The organism is Microbulbifer sp. MKSA007 (assembly GCA_032615215.1).
Classification (GTDB): Bacteria; Pseudomonadota; Gammaproteobacteria; order Pseudomonadales; family Cellvibrionaceae; genus Microbulbifer.
In genome coordinates this window covers 203,628-225,700 of the sequence record CP128433.1, presented here as the reverse complement: position 1 = coordinate 225,700, position 22,073 = coordinate 203,628, and the positions used below count along the sequence as shown (strand labels likewise).

Annotated in this window: 25 protein-coding genes and 1 pseudogene; 6 read left to right on the top strand and 20 right to left on the bottom strand. The window is 50.7% G+C overall.

Features of this window, described 5'->3' with window-relative positions; translation table 11 throughout:
- Positions 1 to 160 precede the first annotated feature (160 nt).
- The 11 genes from QT397_03645 to QT397_03595 all read right to left on the bottom strand — a co-directional run bounded on the left by QT397_03645 (position 161) and on the right by QT397_03595 (position 6,555).
- Entirely contained in the window at positions 161 to 337 is a 177-nt protein-coding gene (locus QT397_03645; GenBank protein ID WNZ56470.1) for a hypothetical protein, read from the bottom strand.
- Positions 338 to 390: 53 nt separating this feature from the next.
- Positions 391 to 903: a hypothetical protein gene (locus tag QT397_03640; protein WNZ56469.1), complete on the bottom strand. Its 513-nt coding sequence runs from the start codon at positions 901 to 903 to the stop codon at positions 391 to 393.
- Between the two features lie 14 nt (positions 904 to 917).
- Positions 918 to 1,328 carry an ACT domain-containing protein gene (locus tag QT397_03635; protein ID WNZ56468.1) on the bottom strand — a complete coding sequence of 137 codons (411 nt, stop codon included), beginning with the start codon at positions 1,326 to 1,328 and terminating at the stop codon, positions 918 to 920.
- Positions 1,329 to 1,687: 359 nt separating this feature from the next.
- Positions 1,688 to 1,924 (bottom strand): hypothetical protein, encoded by a 237-nt coding sequence (locus QT397_03630; protein WNZ56467.1) that lies wholly within the window; start codon positions 1,922 to 1,924, stop codon positions 1,688 to 1,690.
- The gene (locus tag QT397_03625; GenBank protein ID WNZ56466.1) at positions 1,921 to 2,361 is read right to left on the bottom strand and encodes a hypothetical protein; all 441 of its coding nucleotides are present in this window, start codon (positions 2,359 to 2,361) and stop codon (positions 1,921 to 1,923) included. The genes QT397_03630 and QT397_03625 overlap by 4 nt, the downstream gene beginning before the upstream one ends.
- 45 nt (positions 2,362 to 2,406) lie before the next feature.
- Positions 2,407 to 2,886 (bottom strand): hypothetical protein, encoded by a 480-nt coding sequence (locus QT397_03620; GenBank protein WNZ56465.1) that lies wholly within the window; start codon positions 2,884 to 2,886, stop codon positions 2,407 to 2,409.
- A gap of 265 nt (positions 2,887 to 3,151) precedes the next feature.
- Positions 3,152 to 3,616 (bottom strand): ecotin family protein, encoded by a 465-nt coding sequence (locus tag QT397_03615; protein ID WNZ56464.1) that lies wholly within the window; start codon positions 3,614 to 3,616, stop codon positions 3,152 to 3,154.
- 44 nt (positions 3,617 to 3,660) lie between these two features.
- Positions 3,661 to 3,972, bottom strand: coding sequence for a hypothetical protein (locus QT397_03610; GenBank protein WNZ56463.1), 312 nt, complete (start codon positions 3,970 to 3,972; stop codon positions 3,661 to 3,663).
- A gap of 20 nt (positions 3,973 to 3,992) precedes the next feature.
- Positions 3,993 to 4,856, bottom strand: a complete 864-nt coding sequence (locus QT397_03605) for a hypothetical protein (GenBank protein WNZ56462.1) — start codon at positions 4,854 to 4,856, stop codon at positions 3,993 to 3,995.
- A gap of 123 nt (positions 4,857 to 4,979) precedes the next feature.
- The gene (locus QT397_03600; GenBank protein WNZ56461.1) at positions 4,980 to 5,666 is read right to left on the bottom strand and encodes a thiol:disulfide interchange protein DsbA/DsbL; all 687 of its coding nucleotides are present in this window, start codon (positions 5,664 to 5,666) and stop codon (positions 4,980 to 4,982) included.
- A gap of 229 nt (positions 5,667 to 5,895) precedes the next feature.
- On the bottom strand, positions 5,896 to 6,555 hold the full coding sequence (locus QT397_03595) for a c-type cytochrome (protein WNZ56460.1): 660 nt from the start codon (positions 6,553 to 6,555) through the stop codon (positions 5,896 to 5,898).
- A gap of 124 nt (positions 6,556 to 6,679) precedes the next feature.
- On the opposite strand from QT397_03595, the gene yihA reads away from it, so the two are divergent.
- Complete coding sequence (gene yihA / locus QT397_03590; protein ID WNZ56459.1) at positions 6,680 to 7,339, top strand: ribosome biogenesis GTP-binding protein YihA/YsxC; 660 nt, start codon at positions 6,680 to 6,682, stop codon at positions 7,337 to 7,339.
- Between the two features lie 74 nt (positions 7,340 to 7,413).
- Here the strand turns inward: yihA and QT397_03585 are convergent, their stop codons facing one another.
- The 4 genes from QT397_03585 to polA form a co-directional block, all read right to left on the bottom strand.
- Positions 7,414 to 7,626 (bottom strand): hypothetical protein, encoded by a 213-nt coding sequence (locus QT397_03585; GenBank protein ID WNZ56458.1) that lies wholly within the window; start codon positions 7,624 to 7,626, stop codon positions 7,414 to 7,416.
- Between the two features lie 13 nt (positions 7,627 to 7,639).
- Positions 7,640 to 8,098, bottom strand: a complete 459-nt coding sequence (locus QT397_03580; GenBank protein WNZ56457.1) for a hypothetical protein — start codon at positions 8,096 to 8,098, stop codon at positions 7,640 to 7,642.
- A 735-nt stretch (positions 8,099 to 8,833) separates the two neighbouring features.
- Positions 8,834 to 9,802 (bottom strand): ribose-phosphate pyrophosphokinase, encoded by a 969-nt coding sequence (locus QT397_03575; GenBank protein WNZ56456.1) that lies wholly within the window; start codon positions 9,800 to 9,802, stop codon positions 8,834 to 8,836.
- A 410-nt stretch (positions 9,803 to 10,212) separates the two neighbouring features.
- Positions 10,213 to 12,951, bottom strand: a complete 2,739-nt coding sequence (gene polA, locus QT397_03570) for a DNA polymerase I (GenBank protein ID WNZ56455.1) — start codon at positions 12,949 to 12,951, stop codon at positions 10,213 to 10,215.
- Positions 12,952 to 13,285: 334 nt separating this feature from the next.
- Here polA and QT397_03565 point away from each other — a divergent pair, with 334 nt between their 5' ends.
- The gene (locus QT397_03565) at positions 13,286 to 13,579 is read left to right on the top strand and encodes a hypothetical protein (GenBank protein ID WNZ56454.1); all 294 of its coding nucleotides are present in this window, start codon (positions 13,286 to 13,288) and stop codon (positions 13,577 to 13,579) included.
- A 55-nt stretch (positions 13,580 to 13,634) separates the two neighbouring features.
- On the opposite strand, the gene QT397_03560 is transcribed toward QT397_03565, so the two are convergent.
- Positions 13,635 to 14,537: a zinc ABC transporter substrate-binding protein gene (locus QT397_03560; protein WNZ56453.1), complete on the bottom strand. Its 903-nt coding sequence runs from the start codon at positions 14,535 to 14,537 to the stop codon at positions 13,635 to 13,637.
- 121 nt (positions 14,538 to 14,658) lie between these two features.
- Here QT397_03560 and znuC point away from each other — a divergent pair, with 121 nt between their 5' ends.
- The 4 genes and pseudogenes from znuC to QT397_03540 all read left to right on the top strand — a co-directional run bounded on the left by znuC (position 14,659) and on the right by QT397_03540 (position 19,093).
- Positions 14,659 to 15,450: a zinc ABC transporter ATP-binding protein ZnuC gene (gene znuC / locus QT397_03555; GenBank protein WNZ58613.1), complete on the top strand. Its 792-nt coding sequence runs from the start codon at positions 14,659 to 14,661 to the stop codon at positions 15,448 to 15,450.
- Positions 15,451 to 16,251, top strand: a complete 801-nt coding sequence (locus tag QT397_03550; GenBank protein ID WNZ56452.1) for an iron chelate uptake ABC transporter family permease subunit — start codon at positions 15,451 to 15,453, stop codon at positions 16,249 to 16,251.
- A gap of 407 nt (positions 16,252 to 16,658) precedes the next feature.
- A pseudogene (locus QT397_03545) lies at positions 16,659 to 16,931 on the top strand (TonB-dependent receptor plug domain-containing protein).
- A gap of 599 nt (positions 16,932 to 17,530) precedes the next feature.
- Entirely contained in the window at positions 17,531 to 19,093 is a 1,563-nt protein-coding gene (locus tag QT397_03540) for a TonB-dependent receptor (GenBank protein WNZ56451.1), read from the top strand.
- Between the two features lie 86 nt (positions 19,094 to 19,179).
- On the opposite strand, the gene QT397_03535 is transcribed toward QT397_03540, so the two are convergent.
- The 4 genes from QT397_03535 to QT397_03520 form a co-directional block, all read right to left on the bottom strand.
- Complete coding sequence (locus QT397_03535; protein WNZ56450.1) at positions 19,180 to 19,350, bottom strand: hypothetical protein; 171 nt, start codon at positions 19,348 to 19,350, stop codon at positions 19,180 to 19,182.
- Positions 19,351 to 19,544: 194 nt separating this feature from the next.
- Positions 19,545 to 19,781 carry a hypothetical protein gene (locus tag QT397_03530; GenBank protein ID WNZ56449.1) on the bottom strand — a complete coding sequence of 79 codons (237 nt, stop codon included), beginning with the start codon at positions 19,779 to 19,781 and terminating at the stop codon, positions 19,545 to 19,547.
- Between the two features lie 85 nt (positions 19,782 to 19,866).
- Entirely contained in the window at positions 19,867 to 21,063 is a 1,197-nt protein-coding gene (locus QT397_03525) for a dipeptidase (GenBank protein ID WNZ56448.1), read from the bottom strand.
- 197 nt (positions 21,064 to 21,260) lie between these two features.
- Positions 21,261 to 22,052 (bottom strand): CPBP family intramembrane metalloprotease, encoded by a 792-nt coding sequence (locus tag QT397_03520; GenBank protein WNZ56447.1) that lies wholly within the window; start codon positions 22,050 to 22,052, stop codon positions 21,261 to 21,263.
- Between the last annotated feature and the right edge of the window lie 21 nt (positions 22,053 to 22,073).

Here is a 22,073-nt window from a genome sequence, read left to right as displayed (position 1 = left end):
CAGGAATACAAAGCGTGATTGTTGATACGGACAGGTCATTTGAAATCGCACCACTACAGGTGCTTGTGGACCGTCGAGCAATTGCCCATCTTACCACGATTTAGGGCAATCTAAGCTGAGGCCCAGTGAGCTGCGCCCTGACTGTACTCGCTAAACTCATCTATGCAGCCTTCCCCAAACCGGGGAACGCTTGTCCAACCGCATAAGCTACTTTCTCGTAGGCATTATCCGCACAAAAATCTCCATGAGCCGCAAGAAAGTGCAAAAATGGCTGCCTTAGGATTTGTTCGAAGTCGTACTTCAACCACAGCCTGGGATTTTTATCACTTGGTGTCACCCTTGCTCTCCAGGAGGGAGCAATCTGCATACCTCGGCGGATACCAGAAAACCTCAGCAGGTTTTTACCAAACCAGGTACATCCATTCCATGACTGCCAGTACTGCAGGGCATCACAACTGACCAGTAGTCCGCCACTAAACGGGAGCCACAATACGGCTTCTGGAAACTGACTTTGGGAAAAGACAATAAAGCGCCCCCCGGTATTGGACAAACATCCTCCTGTCGCAACACCTTATCTGCTTTTGGCGGATAAAAATCTGAGCCGCGCTGTGTCCAAAAGGTAAGATCAAAGTGGTCTCTGTAGTAGAGATCATCACGTCCATGGTGATAGCCGAGCCGTATCGCGTGACTCACACGCCCAAGATCTTTTAACTTTTCCTCCTGCTGTGGACGCAATCTGATGGGATTAATCAAGGTAAGGTGATCCTGCCAGCGAGCGATTCCCATATTGCGATTGATAGTGACCCCCGGCGCTAGTTTGATAGTTCCGGGAACATAAAAAAAATTAGGCAACAGTTGGCGAATCTCGCCGTGGGGCTCTGTGGGGGGATAGTTGATACGCACTGGCAGGCTACATATCAGCTATATTGAACTCGATTTCGAATACCGCGCAGAATTTTTACTGCAAATTCCGCGCGCTCATCAGGGACAAAAATGTGGTCACGGTGTAGTGTGGATACCACGCTGGTATCTATTCCAGCCTCCATTAATTCCTGGGCGACCACAGGAATAACCCGCACCGCATCAAGACCAGCCAGGATCTGCAAAGTGATTTGGCGAAAGGGGGCGCTTGCGGCAATATCTAATTGCCGAGCCGAACGTTGAGGCAGTATCACACTCATTCCCTCACCTTCTCGGAAGAAACACAAACTCTCTGACAAAATATCTGTAAACCGACTATCTGAAACCTGACAAAACACATAGATTTCATCGTGCAGCTTGGGATACAAAGTTCTCAATGCTCTCACTACGGATAGATCAGCTTTCATGCTTTCTTTGCCGTCTGGAAGTTTTCTCCAACCTGATTAATACGACCGGTTTCTACACGGTCGCACTGCTTTTGGATCAATCTTTCTGATTAATACCTGTTTTCAGGTGAAAATAGTCCAACTCTAAAACTACTTTTTGTGGGCTCTCTATTACCCGGCAGAGTATTTTAATTTGGAAAAAATAAGATCACGCATTTTTTTAGAATTATTTTCCTAACAGAGCTGGCAGTTTAATAACTAAATCTTTTTATGAGTTTTCCTGAAGCTTAGAAAAGTCGGATTTTAGCTGGTGGAAAGTTAAAAATATATTAATGGGATTACTTCTTATTGAGAGAAGTTGACCCAATGACTGTGAGAAGTTACGGATTTCTCAGCTCTTCACCATCAAATTCGGGTTCATTGGGCGCGGGAGTTGTATCCACTTCCGAGGAATCCTGTTCAACCTCCCAGCTCTTCAGCACCGCATCAATATCCTTTTCCAGTCGCACACGGGGAAATTTGGGGCAGGGTGAATCTCTATCTGGATCATGCCATGCGGATAGGGGGGCTACAAAAACTACGTAGGATTTATGCAGGCGATTTCGCCCAATACTCACTTCTGTCCATGTTGTTTGCCAGGCAAACTTTCCCTTACCGCATAGTCGCTTTCGTAGGATTTTAAAGTGAGAAAATAGGGGTAAATCTTCCCTCGCTTGCAAATAATTCTGCGTCCGGTCTTTATATTGGCCATTTGAGTAAATGGATCAAAATACCAATTAATATCGTATCCAAATACGAATTGCATCTCTCCATTTTGCCTTAAAAAAGCGTAGGATCTCCCAGTGCCATCGGGCTTGAGACTCCAGACATGCCGCGCTTCACCATCGCGGGAAATCAGCCAGGCCCCAACCCATTGACTGGCATCGTAGCGTGATTTTGCATGCCAGCCTTCATTGAGTGTTTTTCGTTTCTCTTCACTGGCATTTGCACTTACGACAAAAATTAGCAGTGGCAGGAAGAGATAGAATTTTATCCATTCCCACCCACTACTCATCTTTTCCACGCACGGATTAAATAGCGTTCGCACGGAATTAAGCTGCTAGCGACTGACAATATCCGGGCAACTTGCACCGGCCTTGGGGGTTCGCCAATCAGCCAACCGACGCTGAAAGCTCAGAAGTCCACCGCCCGCCTGCAGCCAATGACGGCCATCAATCACTGCAAATAGGAGGGTGGCACGGCTCCAATCTCGAAATGCGACAGATACAACCCCGCCCTTACAGCGCACCGAGGTTCCAGTTTTAACTCGCACCCGGTCACCATCCAATTGCCAGTTAATGGCAAAACCATGGGTCAATAGGCCTTTGGCATTAAATCCATAGGCATATCCGGAGCCATCGGCATGCAGTTGCCACACTAATTGATCATCGCCTTCACTCACAACCAGCCAATTTCCCGCCCACTTTTGCTGGGCGGACTCCGCCGAGGCCCACATTGGTATCGCTAGGAAAATTGCTGTGACAAATGGAACAACCGGCTTGATAAAATGCCGCTTTGGTAAAAGACGCAAAAACTTCATGCGCTGCCCTACGGTATCGGCCCCAGTGCATTACAGGGGGCGGGTTATTCAAAAGACGACTGGGGAAGTCGCCAATTTTCCTTTCCGATTACGGGGCTAAAGCCTCACTTATCGGCATGAAAAAACGCTTCGGCGCTATTTTTCACATCCCTCGAAAAGTAAGGCTAGACGCAATTTACAACGGTGGCAGGTTAAACGTTAAAAATATTCAAATTTACGACAAATTCACAAAAAGAATGCCAAGTCATTTTTACCGGTAGTCCAACTATCTGGATTTTGCTTCGGAAAAATTCTTGTCTGCTCTCCACACCCGATACTTTAACTGCACGCCCTGTGGCAGATATATAACCATTGGCAACTTACTGCTATAAGGCAGCATCAAGCCATCACCGCGCACGGTGATAAATCGCCGGGATTCACTGCCTTGGGCACAGACCTTTTGCGTATCTGTGGTCGGGGTCAAGTCGGACAGGACATAGAAGGGGTAACCCCAGCCTGGGAGTATGTCCTTGCGCAATGGGGCGCTAAAGCTTTGCAAGTTGCATTCCGCGACTTGGCTTTTTCCCGGTATCAACTCAACCCTAAAGCGACTTTCATCGACAACCTTGGGCAGCTTGATAACGTGACGTAACTTGCCATCAACCTCCTCTGGAAATGCATCCAGAGGCTCAGAACCGTGGCAATCCAGGGCCAGTAACAACATGAAGGCAGTGGCAACTAATTTTGACATGGTATGGCCTCACTACTGCGCCGGGAAATGGCGGACAAAACTTTTTAAAGTCTAGTTCGCTTTTGTCTTCGCAGTCCCCACCAGAGCAGCGCCCCCAAACCAATTGCCAAAGCAAACAGAGCGGCAGTCCATAGGTATCGCTCCTCCCCCATCGCAGGTGGCTCCAACTTGGAGTGGGCCAGATTGAGATCCGCCCGCAGATTTTGAAACGCGGCAATAACTTCTGTAGAACTGGCACCACCAATCAAGCCACCCCGTAATTGCTGCCATTGGACCTGAAGCTGCTCCACCAGTACCCTGTCACGAATCAGCAGCTCCTGTCGTAACGGCCTATACCCATCACGATAAGCCAGCATTAACTTACCGTATGCCGCTGTTATATCTCCTCCTCGATAGTCCGTCTCCGCCAGCTGCAGCAAGCCAATTGCGCTGATAAGAGGGGGATCAGAGTGCGTACAAGGTGGGGGTTTCCGCGCCACCACATCAATGCTTGTTGCAGAGTTGGATCAAGTTCCGCCGGTTTAGTGGTCGCCATTCCCGGCAGTCCCAGTAAGCCGGGGTAACGGGTCGCCAAGTCGGAAGAGGGTGGCAACTGATTTGCCACTGGAAAAGCAGCGACAGTCACCGCTAATGCCCAGCGCTGTAGGCCGGTCAAGTCTCCATCAATGTCGACTGTGTGAATAGAGTCAGTTTCTGGGTCCAGGGTGTTATAAAGATCATAGAGACTGAACCCCGCCATTCTCTCGAGATCATTGAGGGCTGGGCCTTCATTACTACCCTCACCGTCGACACCGTGGCAGATGGCACACCGCTGCTGATAAACAGGCATCATAAAACCCGGCGAGGGCAAAGAGTAACTGGGTGACCGCTGCAGCTGATACAAAGCAGCAAGGCGGTCGGCGATTGCATTGGCTCGACGGCGCACCTCTGCGCCGGAATCCTTATTCTCAATCGCCTTACGCAAGTCCGAGAGGCTTTTCTGCAACCCCTGCCGACCAGGCCGATCGGGGAGCTGAGTGACCAGGCGCAGTACTTCTTCTACCTGTTGCTTCTGTAGTTCATACAGAGGAGTGTCCAGTCGCTGCCCGTTCTCTACAGCATCGTCGTAGTCTACCGCTATATAGGAGAGAAGATTGCTGGCCTGAGCGGCCACAGTATTGCTGCTTGAAGTGTCCTGGGCTGAAACAGGTGCGATTAAGCCAGCTAGGAGGGTAAACAGTAAAATCCATTTGAATCCCATTAGTGGCTTCCGGATCGGGCAAGGTTGATCGATGTTAGTAGCCTCTCGACAGATTGCGGGGCACCTTTCTTAGGGTAGAAATAAAAAACCCCGCTCGAGGCGGGGTTTCTGCAATCGGAAAGCTTAGCCGCGATCTGCTCGCTCTTTGGCAATCAGGTAATCCGCCACTTGCAGCATCAGCTCCTGGCCATTGCTCTTACCTTTATATCCGGGGAAAGAGGAACTGATGCGGTATTTGCCCGCAACAACTACTTCCGGGGTACCGGTCATTTTGTAAGCGCGCTGATTGGCCATGCCTTGCTTAACTTTGCTGTTGATAGCGAAGGAATTCATCAGCTTCGCAGCTTTGGCACCATCTTCACCATGCTTGTTAAACAGAGCCTCGATAGCCTTTAAGTCAGGCACCCAGTTACGACCTTCGCGGACAGCCAGCATCTGGCGCTGAGTGTAGATGGTGTTAAAGATAGGCGTGTGCATCTTTTCCAGAACACCCATGGAATCTGCTACGTAGTAAAGGCGAGCGTGCACATCCATAACCGGCTGCCAAATTGCTGGCAATTTCAGCAGCGCAACATCGCTGGGCATCTTTTCTTTCCAGCGCTCCAGAGTTGGCTCAAAAGTGAAACAGTGGGCACAGCCGTACCAGAACATCTCAGTCACTTCGATCTTGTCGTTGCTCTTCTGTGGTACAGCCTGCGGCAATACTTCATAGTGCTGGCCCGCTTTAAACTCGCCACTTTCCTGGGCGCAGGCAACGAGGCTGAACATTACAGCAAAAACCATCGTGATCGGGGCGAGAAATGCTCTCATAAGTCTTCTCCAACTTTTATTTAGTGGTGCGAACGCCATCTAGCGGCGGGCTGTCGAGCCACTGAGGACACAATAGACAACGCAGATTATTTAAGTTCCCGGACCCTCGTGCAAGGGAACACTGCAAAAACTGCCTAGTACGTCTATGGAAAGCGGCTTTATGCTCAGACTGCAGGCACAAAAAAGGCCGGTTGCAGACCGGCCTCAGTGTACTCAAACCCTGTGACTATTAGTCAGTCAGGCCTGCGATATAGTTGGCCAGCGCCTTGATCTCTGCATCGGAGAGTTGCTTGGCCACGGTGCGCATAGTGCGAACTTCACCGTCATTGTTGCGGGTACCCGCACGGAATGCTTTCAGCTGGGCTTCGATGTACTCTGGGTACTGACCGCCCAGACGAGGGTAACCCGCCGGTGCATTGCCCAGTCCAGCAGGTGAGTGGCATCCCATACAGGCGGGAACACCAGTCTCCATATTTCCACCACGGTAGATTTTACGTCCAAGCATCAGGCCGTCGACGTTCTCACCGTTGTTTAGCATCACGGAAATAGCCTCAGATCCGGTCAGCTGCATTGGCTGCGAGGCAAAGTAAGCGGCGATATCCTGCAGGTCCTGATCGTTGAAGTTGTCCAACTGACCGATCATTTGCGGCACATCGCGGGTTTTGCTTTTGATATCCTGTAACTGCTTAAACAGGTATTTTTCACCGAGTCCGGCAATCTTTGGAAAAGCCGGAGCAATACTGTTACCGTCTGCACCGTGGCAGGCTGCACATTGAGCGGCCTTTGCCTTGCCCGCAGCAGCGTCACCCGCAGCCAGCGCCAAGGGCACGGCGCCCAAGCCGAAAACTAAACCGAGTGCCAGAGCAGTGTTCTTGATAATGCTGTTCATACGTCGTCCCGTTGCGCGCTGAGAGATGGCGTTTCGCACCGCCCCCGATAGTCCTGCGACGCGAAAACGGCGGCATTATATACTTGCGCGCCAAGCGAGTGTACCGAATAAACAGACTTATACGATGTCAAATTCAGAATTTAAAGCCCAACCACCAAAACTGAACTACCGTTCCATACAATTTCTCACCAGTGCCCCCACCCTGACTGAGTGTCCGGAGGACTTTGGTGCCGAGGTGGCCTTTGCCGGTCGCTCCAATGCGGGGAAGTCCAGTGCCATCAATGCGCTCACGGAAAACAACAAGTTGGCGCGTACCTCTAAAACACCGGGACGCACCCAGTTGATCAACTTCTTTCGCCTCTCCGACCAGCAGCGCCTGGTGGATCTGCCTGGCTATGGCTTTGCCAAGGTCGCCCGCAGTATGAAAGATGAGTGGCAGCGCCATCTGGCCACCTACCTTGAGAAGCGAGAGTGCCTGCGTGGACTCGTGTTACTAATGGACATTCGCCAACCCCTCAAGGAATTCGATCTACATATGCTCACCTGGGCAGTAGAGGCCGAGCTCCCAGTGCACATCCTGCTAACCAAGGCCGACAAGTTGAAGAACGGTCCAGCCAACAACACTCGCTTTGCAGTGGAGAAGACCCTCAAGGAGCAGGGACTCAATCACGGGGTCACTCTGCAGATCTTCTCATCGACCAAAAAAACAGGCCTGGACAAACTCGAGCGCAAGCTCAATGAGTGGCTGGAAATCCCAGAGGAAGCCGCACCCTCCGACGATTGAACGAGCTGGGAGCCCGGGGGCAGCGCCCCCGAGCAACACAAGCACTTCAATTTTTCTCACACCGGAGAAAATTCCTAAAAGTGAACTCCGGGCACACCAGTTGCCGCTGCTTTGCGCTTCTGTTCGGGGATCAGGGAGCGAAGCAGTACCCGGTGCAGCCGTCGGCGTGCCCCCGGAGTTAAACAATGCAATTCCTCTGCATGTAAGTACCTCTGCGCGAGAAGAGCGGCAAGGGTTTCTTCGTGTATGGCAATCGTCAACAGACGGGAATTGCCATCGGCATTCATCGTTTCATTCCCCTCAGTGCACTCTGTTTCCGCCATTGATACAGGCGGATATTCTGGCTGTGGAGAACTCGCGTACCTGCTGCTGTGTCTCTCCGGGGTAGAGTGAGCTGATGCAATCCGCCGCAACCCTTTGCTTATGGCTATCGCCCAACTCGCGGGCGAGTACTGAGCTGGCGCCGGCAAGTATGTAGTTTCGAAGTTTTTCATCACCCAGCTCCCGGTAGGCAGCCATTAACCAGATAGCGCTTTCACTAAAACGCGTTGCCGAAATGGCATAAGTTGGCCACTGCTTTTCCAGAAGAAAGCTGGCCAGATCGAAGGCGCATCCCAAATAAGGTATTGCTTCGGCGTAATTGCACTCTTCAAGCAAAAGCTTGCCGCGCTCAATCCAATCGAGCCATGCCTTTTCTGCACGATCCGTGTCAGCGGTCAACCATTGGCGATGGTTGGCACACAAGTAACGTAAATTCACCGATAACCCCCCATATTTGATTTAACTTAAAGATAATGCGAACCATTATCATTTTCAAGCGCATTCACAAGCAACTTTTGTTTTCTTCTGTGATGGAGTCATTTAATGAAATAAAAAAAGCCGGCAGATGGGGGCTGCCGGCTAGGGGACAGTGCCCTTGGGGTGGGGCACTTGTCAGACGCACCCAGGGGGACGGGTACGCCTGAGGGTTCTTTTCATCCCAAAATTTCTTTACCTGCATCGATATTAGGCTGAACTTTCATTCTTCCCAAGCGCATGTTTGAGCCTTTGGGTTAGCCCTACGCCATGCCCCCAAAATCGATTATGCCGGAAGTGGATAACAGGCAATGTAGTCGTGGGACCTAGAGGTAACTGTGAAAAACCTCTGCGGGAGTCTCGGGGAGAGCCAATCTAAGGGCCTGCTCGCCGTATACGAAAACTTAAAGTAGCTGAGCGGCTCATAAAACGATTTAAGGTCTTAGCTCAAAAAGGAAAGGACAGGTATCCCGATGGATGAAACTGCAGAACTCTATGAAAGACATAAAAAAACCCCGGAGTTGGGGACCATCCGGGGTAGAAAAAGCTAAACGCTTTGGGGTTAGGGAGCAACAATGAACTGATTACTTGGATAGGCTCTTAAGCCCGATGGTTCCCGCCCCTTTGGTAAATAAGTGTAAACAAAATACGTGTTTTGGCGCCTCATACGTTCTTCTATGTAAAGGCGGTCGATTTTTATCAAATTGTTAACTCAGCCACTGGCCCATTGCTGTGGAGGCGGCGAATACAATCTGCAATCAACGGCGCACAATCTACCCACTCACAGTTTCCTCGCAGCTGCGACTGAGGAAGAGAATTAGTCACCACAATTGATTCCACCGGCAAGCGCGCCATTGCTGTATGGGCATCGCGACTAAATTGTCCGTGAACACAAAACACCAAAATCCGCCTCGCTCCCGCTTTTATCACCGCGTCCACTGCCCGCGTAACTGTGTGGCCAGTAGCAAGTAAGTCATCGACGATAATGACCGTGGCATCCTTAACTTCCCCAATCAAAGTTCCCCCACTCAACAGAGCACCGCTGCGATACTTCTCCACAAATGCGCTAGCCACCGGTACCCCCAACTGATCCCCAAGGGCCAAACGGAATTTTTCCGCACGCTTTATCCCTCCTTCATCTGGAGACAAAACAACCAGGGGACCGGGGTCTCCGGACAGACGCATTCGCGCCACTTCAATCAACAGGGGGTTGGAAACCAGGTGAACGGTGCGACAGCGGAATGCGTTCTCAAAGGCCGCCAGGGAGTGAACATCCATAGTCACGACTACATCCACTCCGGCGGCTTCCAGAAAACTGGCCAGATAGCGACTCGGCAGGGGGTCGCGCAATTTGGTTCGCCGCTCTTTTCGTGCATAGCAAAGGTAGGGGATGACCGCAGTCACTCTCGCGGCACCGGCATCGCGAAGCGCCCCAATGAAAAACAGGCAGCGCATAAGTTTCTGGTCAACACAGCTGCTGGTATCGGTGTAAAGGGATTGGACCAGAAAAACATCCGCCCCTTCCACATCATCCAGTGGCCGAACTTTGTGTTCGCCATCATCGAATTGACGCTCTTCATGGCGAGATACCGGTTCACCGAGACTCGCGGCGACACGTCCTGCGAAGTCTGCTCCCACATCGAGACTGAATAACTTAATGCGGCTCATAAGCTCAGTACCCTGCCTGGCGCCTCACACTCGCTAAGCGCCTTGCCCACGTTTTAATAGAAGTATGGACAGTGGAATTTAGGATCTGGAGTACTGCGGGTGTTGCAGTTGTTGCGGCTTGGGTAGATAGGGAGGGTCAGGGCTGAAAGACAGGCAAAAAAATGCCCCGGACTTGGGGGAGTACCGGGGCAAACATCTGACTTCCTTGGGGGATGATGACGCATTCCAACGATCTTGCCTTTTTAGAGGGGCTGTCGCCGGAACAGTTCCACGGAATTTCAAAAAGATTGTAAAAACGCCTAACAAAACACAAAAATTGGCATTTTATTCATCCGTACCAACAAGAGCGCGCCAAATCATTCCGAGCAGCGCGCCCTACCCTCAATTCTTAGATGGTTTCTTCAGTCAAATTAGTGCGCCTGATCCCAATCTCGGCCCTGTCCCAGATCCACAATCAGGGGAACGTGGAGTTCTGCCGCGCCTTGCATCAATTCAATAATGCCATCGGCCACAATTTCGACCTCATCCTTGGGTACTTCAAGAACCAATTCATCGTGTACTTGCATAATCATCCGGGTCGCCAGCTTCTTCTCCCTGAGCCAGCTGTCTACAGCGATCATGGCCCGCTTGATAATATCGGCGGCAGTACCCTGCATTGGCGCATTAATTGCGGTCCGCTCTGCTGCTTGGCGCTGCATGCCATTGCGTGAGTTAATTTCCGGCAGATAGAGACGGCGTCCAAACAGGGTTTCCACATAGCCCTTTTCTGCGGCCTGTGCACGGGTATCCTCCATATAGCGCAATACACCCGGGTAGCGCTCAAAGTAACGGTCGATATAAGTTTGGGCGTCAGCCCGGGGGATATCCAACTGCTTGGCCAGGCCAAAAGCCGACATGCCGTAAATCAAACCAAAGTTGATCGCTTTGGCCCGCCGGCGCTGCTCATCAGTCACCTCATCCTGAGCCACTTCAAAGACTTCTGCCGCCGTCGCGCGGTGAATATCTGCGCCTTGAGCAAATGCATCCACCAAACCTTTGTCCCCAGACAGGTGAGCCATAATACGCAGCTCAATTTGGGAGTAGTCCGCAGCGATGATCTCACTGCCACCATTGATTCTTGGGTCAACGGTGAAGGCCCGACGAATACGGCGCCCCTCCTCTGTACGAATAGGAATATTCTGCAAGTTAGGGTCACTGGAGGATAGGCGCCCGGTAGCAGCTACTGCCTGGTGATAAGAGGTATGTACACGACCGCTACCCGGGTCGATCATTTTTGGCAGTTTATCGGTGTAGGTATTCTTCAGTTTGGCCAGGCCGCGATACTGCATTATCAGTGCGGGCAGCTCGTGGTTGTGGGCCAATTCCTGCAATACAGCCTCAGCGGTAGAGGGCGCACCTTTGGGGGTCTTCTTGATCACTGGAATCTGCAGCTTTTCAAACAGGATCGCCCCCAGCTGCTTGGTGGAGCCCAGATTGAACTCTTCGCCGGCTACTTCGTAAGCCTGCTGTTCCAGCTCTCGCATTCGCTGCTCAAGTTCAGCACTCTGCTCCGCCAACATCTTGGCATCGATATAAGCACCATTACGCTCCATACGGGCCAGAACTGGTAGCAGAGGCATCTCAATTTCATCGAGTACCTTTACCAGAGTTGGCTCTCGCTCAAGACGCGCACTCAACTCATTGTGGAGACGCAGGGTGATATCTGCATCTTCAGCCGCATAGGGGCCCGCTTTGTCCAGCTCGATCTGGTTAAACGTCAGCTGTTTCGCGCCTTTACCGGCAATATCCTCGAAGTGAACCGTGTTCTCCCCCAGGTACTTGAGTGCGAGACTATCCATATCGTGGCGGCTGCCAGTGCTGTCCAGAACATAGGACTCCAACATGGTATCCCGTGCGATGCCGCGCAATTCAATATCGTAGTTGGCCAGGATATGACTGTCGTACTTCAGGTTCTGCCCCACCTTCTTCTGCTGTGGATCTTCCAGCAGGGGTTTGAGTTTGGCCAGTACTTCGTCAAACGGCAGTTGCTCTGGTGCACCCATATAGTCGTGGGCCAGGGGAACATAGGCTGCACGATAGGGCTCCACCGCGAAGGACACCCCCACTAATTTTGCCTGCATATAATTGAGGCTGGTGGTTTCCGTGTCGAAGGCAAAGATGTCTGAACCCTTCAGTTGTTCCAGCCAGGCATCGAACTCCGACATTTCTGTGACGATGACGTAATCGCGCTCAACGGCTTCCGCCATGGCTTCTTCAGCCTCTTCACTGGTTAGCTCTTCTAACCAGCCGCGAAATTCATTCTGCGTGAATAGCTCAACCAGTGCCTCTGTATTGGGCTCTGAATTGTGCAGTTCCTGGGGGTGATAAGGCATCTCCACATCGGTTTTGATAGTGGCGAGCTTATAGGAGAGTTCTGCCGCCTCGCGGTGCTCCGCCATCTTTTTGCCGAGGGTTTTTGAGCCACGGAACCCCAGCGGTGCAATGGCATCCAGGTCGGAATAAATGGTCTCCAAGCCTCCCAGATTCTGTAACAGTGCCAGAGCGGTTTTCTCGCCCACACCAGGAACTCCGGGGATATTGTCTGATTTATCTCCCATCAGGGCGAGAAAATCGATAATCAGTTCTGGACCTACGCCAAATTTCTTAGTCACGCCCTCGCTGTCCATTTCGGTATTGGACATGGTGTTAACCAAGGTAACGCCCGGACGCACCAGCTGCGCCATGTCTTTATCGCCGGTGGAGATTATGACTTGCTGCCCCTGGCTCTGGGCCTCCAGCGCCAGGGTGCCGATCACATCATCAGCTTCAACACCGTCGACCACCAAGCGCGGCAATCCCATAGCGTCGATGATGTCGTGAATGGGCTGAATCTGCTCACGCAGGTCATCCGGCATAGGAGGGCGATGGGATTTGTATTCGGCAAACATCTCATCGCGAAAAGTCTTGCCCTTGGCATCAAAAACAACCACTACAGGACTGCCTGGATGCTCCTTGAGGTGGCGGCGCAGCATACTAATCACACCGCGCACCGCACCAGTAGGCTTACCCTGGCTGGTGGTCAATGGCGGCAGCGCATGAAAAGCGCGATAAAGGTAGGAGGAACCATCCACCAAAATCAACGGGGCGGCTGAGGTGTTTTGTTTACTCATAGACGATGAATTCTTGCTTGCTTAGTTTGGCGTTCAGGACGCGCGGCAGGCCGATAGGATAACGCCCTTCGCTCTGTTTTTCCGCTTACTGATTCTTTCCCGCCAGACACCGTAGGCAACCTCTGCACAAAAGCCCACTCGACTTACCCCGCCGATTAAAACTATCGGCGCATCGATCTCACCAAATCCCCAGGCTTGGCTAGTCTTGCCGGTAGCGACCTTATGCGTTCGCTACTCCCCGGAAATCAAATTGTCACAGGCTGCCCCCAGGCAGTCAGGGATCTTTTATTTCCAAAAAACTGTGCCACCCGATGTTGAAGGAAGGATTCGAAAGATGAGAGGAGTGATGCGCGCCACCCTGTTGTTTGCCGCAAGTATCTTTGCCATTTCGGCAAGTGCCGGCTCGGATTGCAGTGGAGAGCATACCGCTGAAGCCGAGGCGACTGATGAAACACACTCACAGCAGTCTGAGGTAGAAGGCCATGAATTAATACTCAGGCAGGCTATCCGTGAAAGAGAGAATGATTTGCTGGAGAGACAAAAACAGCAGCTGGAGAAACTGCAAAAACAAGCGGAAAGAGATGCTGCCCGGGTAGAGAAACTACAGCAAATAACCAATCGTTCCTAGAAGCCACCCTACCAGGTCCCGCCTCCTCCCTGGGTAGGCGGGATACTTGGTGCCCTCAAGGAGCCTCTGATTTATCCTTGTTGCGGTCGGGAACCTGACTCAAGCAAGTGCGGGCTTGAGACAAGAGGGACTCTATCAATTCCCTGTAATCAGCATTTTCACTCAACTGATCTCCCAGCAGATCCAAAGCGGCGTAACGCAGCCCCAAATTTTCTGCCAACTGTTGATCTCGTTCATTAGCCGGCATATCTCCAAATAGACAGCCGTCGCCAATCTGTGACAAATCCAGCATTGCCTTGGCACCATAGCCCCCGCCACTGCCATCGCCCAGGGCATGGGTTTTCACTCCTGCGGAACCAAAAAAGTGACCATAGGCATCGTGCGTAACAACGATGGGAACTTCACGATACCCGTACAAGGCCCGATCGAGTACTTTCTGCAAGTTGGCCATCGAACTGGAAAACTGCCGTGCACGCCCCATAAACAATTCCGCCTGCTGCGGCTGTAATTGCGCCAGGCGCTCAGCGATCTGCGCCGCAGCTATTGCCGCATTGCGGGGACGCAACCAGAGGTGGGGGTCGGTAGCACTGGCTCCCTCATATTCAAGGGTCTCTATATCCAGCAGCTGCATTTGCCGGCCCGCTGGTAACAGCGCTGCCTGTTTTGCCAACACCCCCTCCATTTGCGGCCCCAGCCACACCAATAGTAAGGCGCGCTCAAGTGCAGCCCGATCGGAAACCGTAGGGGCATAATGGTGAGGATCTGCTCCCTCAACCAGCACCCGAACAGGAATATCCTCACCGGTTATTTCCCGGGCGATCAGGGCTAAAGGGCGCACGCTGACGACCAGCTCTCCACCACTGTCGGATTCCGGTTTGCTACAAGCCGGGAGAAAGAGCCCGAATAGAAGCACCGTGGAGATTGTAAAAAGACGTTTGAAGGGATACATCAGAGACATTAGGCGGCGAAAAATTGCGATATAATCACAACCAGCGCCAAGCTGCCAGCCTGGTTGTCCATATCCGGTAAAGAAGGTATGGAAGCAAACATCTTAAAGACTTCCCTGCGGAGATTGAATTCTGAATCCACCCCAGCCGCTTATCACAGCTGACAATATCGCCCTTCAAGTGGGCGGCAGGCAGTTACTTAAAGATATTACAGTCGAATTGTCCCAGGGGGAGATTGTCACCTTAATAGGCCCTAATGGAGCCGGCAAAACCACTCTCCTTCGCCTTCTGCTGGGGCTCAGCCAGCCGACCCAGGGCCGCGTGTGGCGACAAACTGGGTTGCGTATTGGCTATATGCCCCAACGGCTTCATATCGATAGCTCAATGCCCATGTCAGTTGAACGCTTCTTGCAGCTTGGCCAACCGGCCATGAAGCCCGAGCAAGCGCAGTCGGCATTGGACAGGGTGGGCGCAGGGCAGCTTAGAGGCGCCTCTCTGGCAAATCTATCCGGTGGAGAAATGCAGCGGGTCTTACTCGCCCGTGCCGCATCGCGCAAACCTCAGCTGCTTGTCCTGGATGAACCCACGCAGGGAGTCGATATCGGTGGTCAAAGTGAGTTGTACCAGTTAATTGCCACTCTGCGCGACGAGCTCGGCTGCGGTGTGTTACTGGTTTCCCACGACCTTCATTTAGTTATGGCTGCAACCGACCGGGTCCTTTGTTTGAACCAGCATATCTGCTGTCACGGACATCCGGAGCAAGTAAGTCGCCACCCTGCCTATCTGGAATTATTTGGGGACAAGGTCGCCCCCTATACCCATCAACATAACCACCAACATAAATTAAGTGGAGATATTGCGCCCGCAAGCAGCTGCAATCATCAACACACTCACACAAATACAAAAAACAAAGAGCAAAAATAAGTGGTCGATTTCGGCGAATTACTGCATAGCCAATTTCTCTGGTACGCCCTCGCCGCCGGCCTTATGGTCGCTGTTGTCAGCGGTCCTTTGGGCTGCTTCGCCGTGTGGAGACGTATGGCCTATTTCGGCGACACCCTGGCTCACTCAGCCCTTCTCGGAGTGACGCTGGGTTTTGTACTTCAAATTATGCCAACGGTGGCCGTCGGCATTACTTGCTGTGTACTGGCACTGCTACTGATGTATTTACAGCAACGCCAAAAGCTCGCCGTAGATACCCTGCTGGGCATATTGTCCCACTCCATGCTGGCACTGGGGATTGTCACCGTCAGTTTCTTCAAGATAAAGGTGGACCTCTTATCTCTGTTGCTGGGAGATTTACTCGCAGTCAGTGGCCAGGATCTGGTACTAATGGCCATTGCCGCCGCCACAATCCTGGGACTGCTTTATTTCCTGTGGGAACAGTTACTGGCTTTCACCCTGCACGAGGAATTGGCTTCAGTAGAAGGTGTCCCCATCGAGCGATTGCGAATCGCTCTGATGTTGATGCTGGCAATACTGATCGCGATCGCAATGAAAGTTGTCGGGGTTCTGTTAATTACCGCCCTGCTGATTATTCCCGCAGCTACCGCGCGAAAACTGTCGCACACTCCAGAGCGTATGGCGGTGCTGGCCTCATTGATGGGATGCTTAGCTGTAGTACTCGGCCTTCTTGCCTCCATCCTGTGGAATACACCGGCGGGCCCCTCCATTGTTCTGGCCGCAGCACTGTTTTTCCTCACTTCACAACTGCGAGCCAGCTAAAGGTGGCCTGCCGGTTAATCTCATCCTAATTTCTTATTTTATTTCGTTATTTGTCGCACATTGTCGCCTAAATCTACCCATTGGTGAGATACCTGTCACCGTTTATCGCAATAAGCAGATGGTTAGCCGCTAGCTAATTGTGTCAATTTTCCGTCGTTGCTAGTGTTGCCCGACGACCAGCCGTATTAGGCCGGTCACCAATAATGACAAAAAAATGGACTCACAACGATATGGAAAAGTTCTCTCTTCGTCGCAAGGTATTAACTACAGCCATAGTGGCGGCAACCGCTGCCACTAGCCCACAAACACTCTTTGCCGCCGAGGATCAGGCGATGGAAGAAGTTGCAGTTGTGGGTTCCCGTATTAGTCGAAACGCTGAATTTGAAACAGCTACCCCGATCCAGGTAATGGATCGCGATGCCATCGAAAAGTCCGGTTACACCAATCTGCAGCAACTTTTTGAGAAAAACCCCGCCGCAGGTAATGGCACCTTCTCAACCCGGGGTAACAACCAGGACTCTACCGCAAACGGGGCTGCCGCTGTGAGCCTGCGCGGTATGGGTGCCGACGCCACTCTAGTATTGGTAAATGGTCGCCGGGTGGCTATCAGCGCATTTGCTGAGAGCATTACTACCAACTTTGTGGATATCAACAGTGTGCCCCTTGCGGCGATTGAGCGGGTCGAAGTCCTAAAGGATGGCGCCTCCGCAATTTACGGTTCCGATGCCGTTGCTGGTGTAGTCAATCTGGTATTGCGTAGAGACTTTGAAGGTACTGAGGTATCCGTAGATTACGGCGGTGCCGATGGCTATGACGAGCAATCCATGTCCGCCGTCTGGGGCATCAATGGGGATGACTCAAACCTGACTGTTATTTTTGACCACCATAAAAACAGCCGCCTATCCAGCACCGAACGCAGTGGTTTGGATACCGCTAACCAATCCAGCCGTGGCGGTATGGACTTCCGCTCCTCCAGGGGCTATCCGGGTAGCTTCAATGTGGGCGGTACCTTTGTTTCCGACCCCAACTGTCCCGAAGAGCGCGATACCGGTGAAGTCTGTGTCTATGATTACGGCCCCTGGACTTTGATCACACCCGAAGCCGAACGCACTGGCCTATTAATGCTTGGCCATACCCAGTTGGCCGAAGGCGTGGAGTTCTTTAGCGAGGTCGCTGTTCAGCACAATACCTCCGTAGCCCAGGGTGCACCCACCCCCTCGATGGCGACGCGGGTCTCTATGTACTGGCAGATCATCCAAATAACCCATTCGGCGAAGATGTGGATATTTACCGCTATCGCACCGTGGATGCAGGCGCCCGCCAGTGGGATATCGAAACCGATAACTTGCGCGGTGTCTTCGGCCTGCGCGGCTCTGTCGCTGACTGGGACTGGGAGGCTTCTGTGCAGCGCTCCCGCAGTGAAACAACCCAGACCGGTGACCGCTCCCAGGGCTGGGTGCGTACGGACCTGTTACAAGAGCAGATTAATGCCGGTAACTACAATCCGTTTGGCGGGGTTCAAAATCCGGACTCGGTCATTGATGCCATCACCACCAGCCTGGTCCGCCAAGGTAAGTCCGACCTCACCAGCTATAACTTCTCAGTCAATGGAGATTTAGTCGATACCGCCAGTGGCACCATCGCTATGGCCGCAGGCCTGGAATACCGGGAGGAAAAGGCTTCCGATATCCCTGATGACCAGTTCCAGCGCGGTTTGATCTTCGGTACCGAATCCGTATCCGCCAGTGCCAGCCGGGATATCTCCTCAGCTTATGTGGAAGTTGCTATCCCCCTTCCTGCCAGGTTCGATCTGACTGTGGCCGCCCGTTACGATGATTACAGCGACTTTGGCAGCACCACCAATCCAATGGCAAATCTGCTGTGGACAGTAACCGACCAGCTATCCTTCCGAACCTCTTGGGGTACCGGTTTCCGCGCGCCTTCCCTGGCGCAGGTCGGCTTAGGCCCGTCACAAGAGTCCTTATTCTTCGCTGATACCTATGGCTGTGAAGTTAACGATGCCTACTGTGCAAAGACCGACTACACCATTGTCTTCTCCGGCAACCCGGATCTGGATGCAGAGGAGTCAGAATCCTTCAACATCGGCGCTGTTTACGAGCCCATAGAAGGCCTGCGACTATCTCTGGATTATTGGAATATCACCCAGGAAGGTAAGATTGACGAGGTCCCCTTCGGCTATATCTACAGTCTCTATTGCTGGGATCAAGACAGCACCGTGTGCCGCCGCGATACCCCGATTGATGGTGAAACCCTTGGCGCCCTGCAATCTATCGACAGCAGCTTCACCAATATTGGTGAACAGGACGTATCGGGCGTCGACCTAAGTATTGTCTACAGCGGATTTGAGCTAGTGGGCGGAGAGCTTGGCCTGCGCCTGGATTACTCTTACCTGGCAGAATTTGAGCGTGTTGAACTGAATTCCAGCGGCGACGCATTTATCACCCGCGATCTGGCCGGTGAATATGAGTATCCACAACACCGTTGGAACGCTACCGCTGACTGGACCTTTGACACCTTCGGATTTAGTGCCGGGCTCAGCTACATTGGTGAGTTCGAGGATACTCCGGATATCGATTTCAACGGGACACTCGACTATGACAGCAATAACTCCCGCACCGTAGACTCTTTCCTGACCATGAATATGCAGGCCCGTTATACCGGCTTCGAGAATATGGTGTTGAGCCTGGGTGCGGATAATGTCTTCGATGAAGAACCGCCCTTCGCTATCGGGGATGGCGACGGAGACCTCTATGGTTATGTACAGTCACAACACGATCCCCGTGGTCGCTTTATCTACGGCAAGATGACTTATAGCTTCTAAGTTTTTTGTAAACCATAAAAATTACAAAGGGGAAGCATTAGGCTTCCCCTTTGTAATTCCTAACTAAGAGTAGTTAAGGACGACAATCATTTTTCTACGCCATTCTTCCGCACTCTTATTGCTGCCGACTCCAAAGAAATACGCTGTTTAGTCAATTCTTGCCCTGCCTTTCGAAACTCACGAATGCCCAGTAGAATTCCTATTAACTCAAAAAGCGAAACCGCCACTCCAATCAATAACAGATAAATTTCAGGCACAACTATCTCCTGCGAGCTAGCAAAGCCGTCACTTTGAAATAGATGCCCAGTGTCAGAATAGTGGGAACCCAAAGTGCGGTAAAAATTCCTTGCTCCTTATAACCGCTAAACCACAAACTCGCGGATAATATCAAAGAGATTAAAACTGCCAGTAAGATAAAGAAATCTGATACTTTGAGCACGCACCATATCCTCTAATCTTCATCAAATTCCCAGAATCCAATTGCCGCCATCAGCAAACCAAAAACTGTAATACCAGCTGGAATCCGCATCCACAATACGCCAAAAACGTCCAGCATTGAGGGAATAAATGAAAGAAATCCTAAAATTCCCCATAAAAAGAAAATACCGGCAATCGACAGTCCAGTCCAACCCACTATCAATCGTACTTTCTTAGATCGAAAATAACCGGCCAAAAGTATTTTCTGCATTAATAATACAAAACAAACGGGATTTGCCCGTTTTAACATTATTGACAGAATAGTGCAGCCTCAGATGGTTAGAGGAGTGTGAGTCTCATCCTTTATTGCGCTTGGCGTAATCTTCATTAGCTTGCCAAACTCTAACTAAATTTCCGCCTAGAATTTTTTTAATATCCTGCTTGCTATACCCACGCTTCAGCAGGCCTTCAACCAAATTAGGATATTGAGAGACGTCTTTTAAGCCGACGGGCAAGCTATCTCCGACACCGTCAAAATCCGATCCAATGCCTATATGATCCACTCCCACTAAATCACGAATATGGTCGAAATGATCAAGAACATCTTCCAAATCTGCAAAAATGAACTTCTCAGTTGAAAGCTTATCGGAGTACTCCTCAACTTCCTTACTATCTTTGGGTAAATCCTTTTTTTTAGCAAATTTCTCAACCTGATCAGTTATTTCACGATATGAATTCAGTGATTCACCACTAATAAAAGTAGAGCCAAAATTCACCATGATAATGCCGCCATTGTCAGCCAACGCATTTATCATTTCATCATTCATATTTCGTTCAAATCCCGGCGTAAAATGCCTTGCCGAAGAATGTGAAGCGATAACAGGAACAGCAGATAAATCAACAACTTGCCAAAAAGCTGCATCTGATACGTGGGAAATATCGATCATTACTCCCATCCGATTCATCTCTCGTACCAAGCGCTTTCCGAATGCACTCAAGCCTTCCCAGGGCCTGTTTTTATCATACGAGGAATCAGAGATATGATTGCTCTTTGAGTGGGCTAAGGTAATGTACCTCACCCCTCTATCAGAGAAATACTTTAAATTGGCAAGATCCCCCTCAATAGGAGCCCCGTTCTCTATACCCAAAGGTAAGGAAATTAAGCCGGCATCGACTTGCTTTTGTAGATCATTTATTGACTTAGGTATTGCAAATTTATCCGGGTGCTGTTTGACCATTGCCTCCACTTTATCAATCAAAGTATCTGCATACGATTTGGCAACACCCTGGTCCTCCTTTTCTGCAGGTACATAAATAGACATAAAGGGCGCATTTAGTCCACCTGCTTTAGCTCGAGGGTAATCAAAGTCTCCCTTATCCGTGCTAAGTCCAACATCTTCTTCACCTTGTTCGAGACGATAGGGAACATCTACATGTCCATCAACAATCAAATACTCTTGAACCAGCTCTTGGGCCAGACTTTTACCTTCATCTGCAAATACAGGGGTGCAAGTTAGTGCACATAATGTCCCAACTAAAAAATAATTTTTCAAATGACAATCTCCCTATTTATATGAATAAATCTAGAAAATTTACCGTAGATGGTGCTCATCTAGAACCACATTTCTTAAATACATTACTTTGATTTGTTAATCTACAAAGATTAAATCGTTGTCTTTCTTTTAACTGCAGATTGGCTGAATCTTAGGGGTAACAATAAAACAATGATCCAAAGCAGTTGATATATGGCCTAGCCGGGTAACGGGTAAGGCAACAAGATCATATGCAAAAGATTTACCCCCCAATGCGTCATTACGCATATCCAAAAATTCTGCCGCAATGTCCAAATCAATGCATAACAGATTGAGGCAACTATCAATAATAGAACTGCGGAGATATCTGTTGACCACCCTCCATGTAGAAGCACAAACACCGTAGCTACAACTGGTACGGATAACCAGCGCCAGCGCCCTAATAGTTCTTCGGTACCCCGCTGTAATATCCACCGGAAGAACCCCTCTTCAGAAATGCAAACAATTACTAAGTTTATCATTACCGCAACGGCGATAGTGCCAGTAAATTTTATCGAAGGCGTACATAGGAGTAGACCCAATGCAACGGGAGTAAATATAGCCAATAAAAGATAGGGTAAGTCCGTAAAACGGAAGGTCTGCTTCATGCGCAACATAAAAGCCAATAAAGCAATAGCAATAACTGCTTTACCGCTGTTTATGCTGGCATAGATAAGATTACCACTTGCATCTGTATAGGGTGGCAACACCTGGATATGTTCACTACCGGGAAGCAAATTTAACCCCGATACCAGCATTAAAACTGCTACAGAAAGAAAAGACAGCGCTCTCGGCCAACTGCTGGTAGACTCAATTGCTCGCAGGAAAATCCAGATTAAAGGGGCTATAAGCCCACTCCAGCCAAAAGGAATTATACAAAGTGATAGCAAGATAGGCGCAGCCCAAGGACTCACCATACCAGATGGTGTCTGATCTCCTCTTCTCCTTAAGGCAGCAACTTCATTTTGCATCGATTGACCCAGAATTAATAT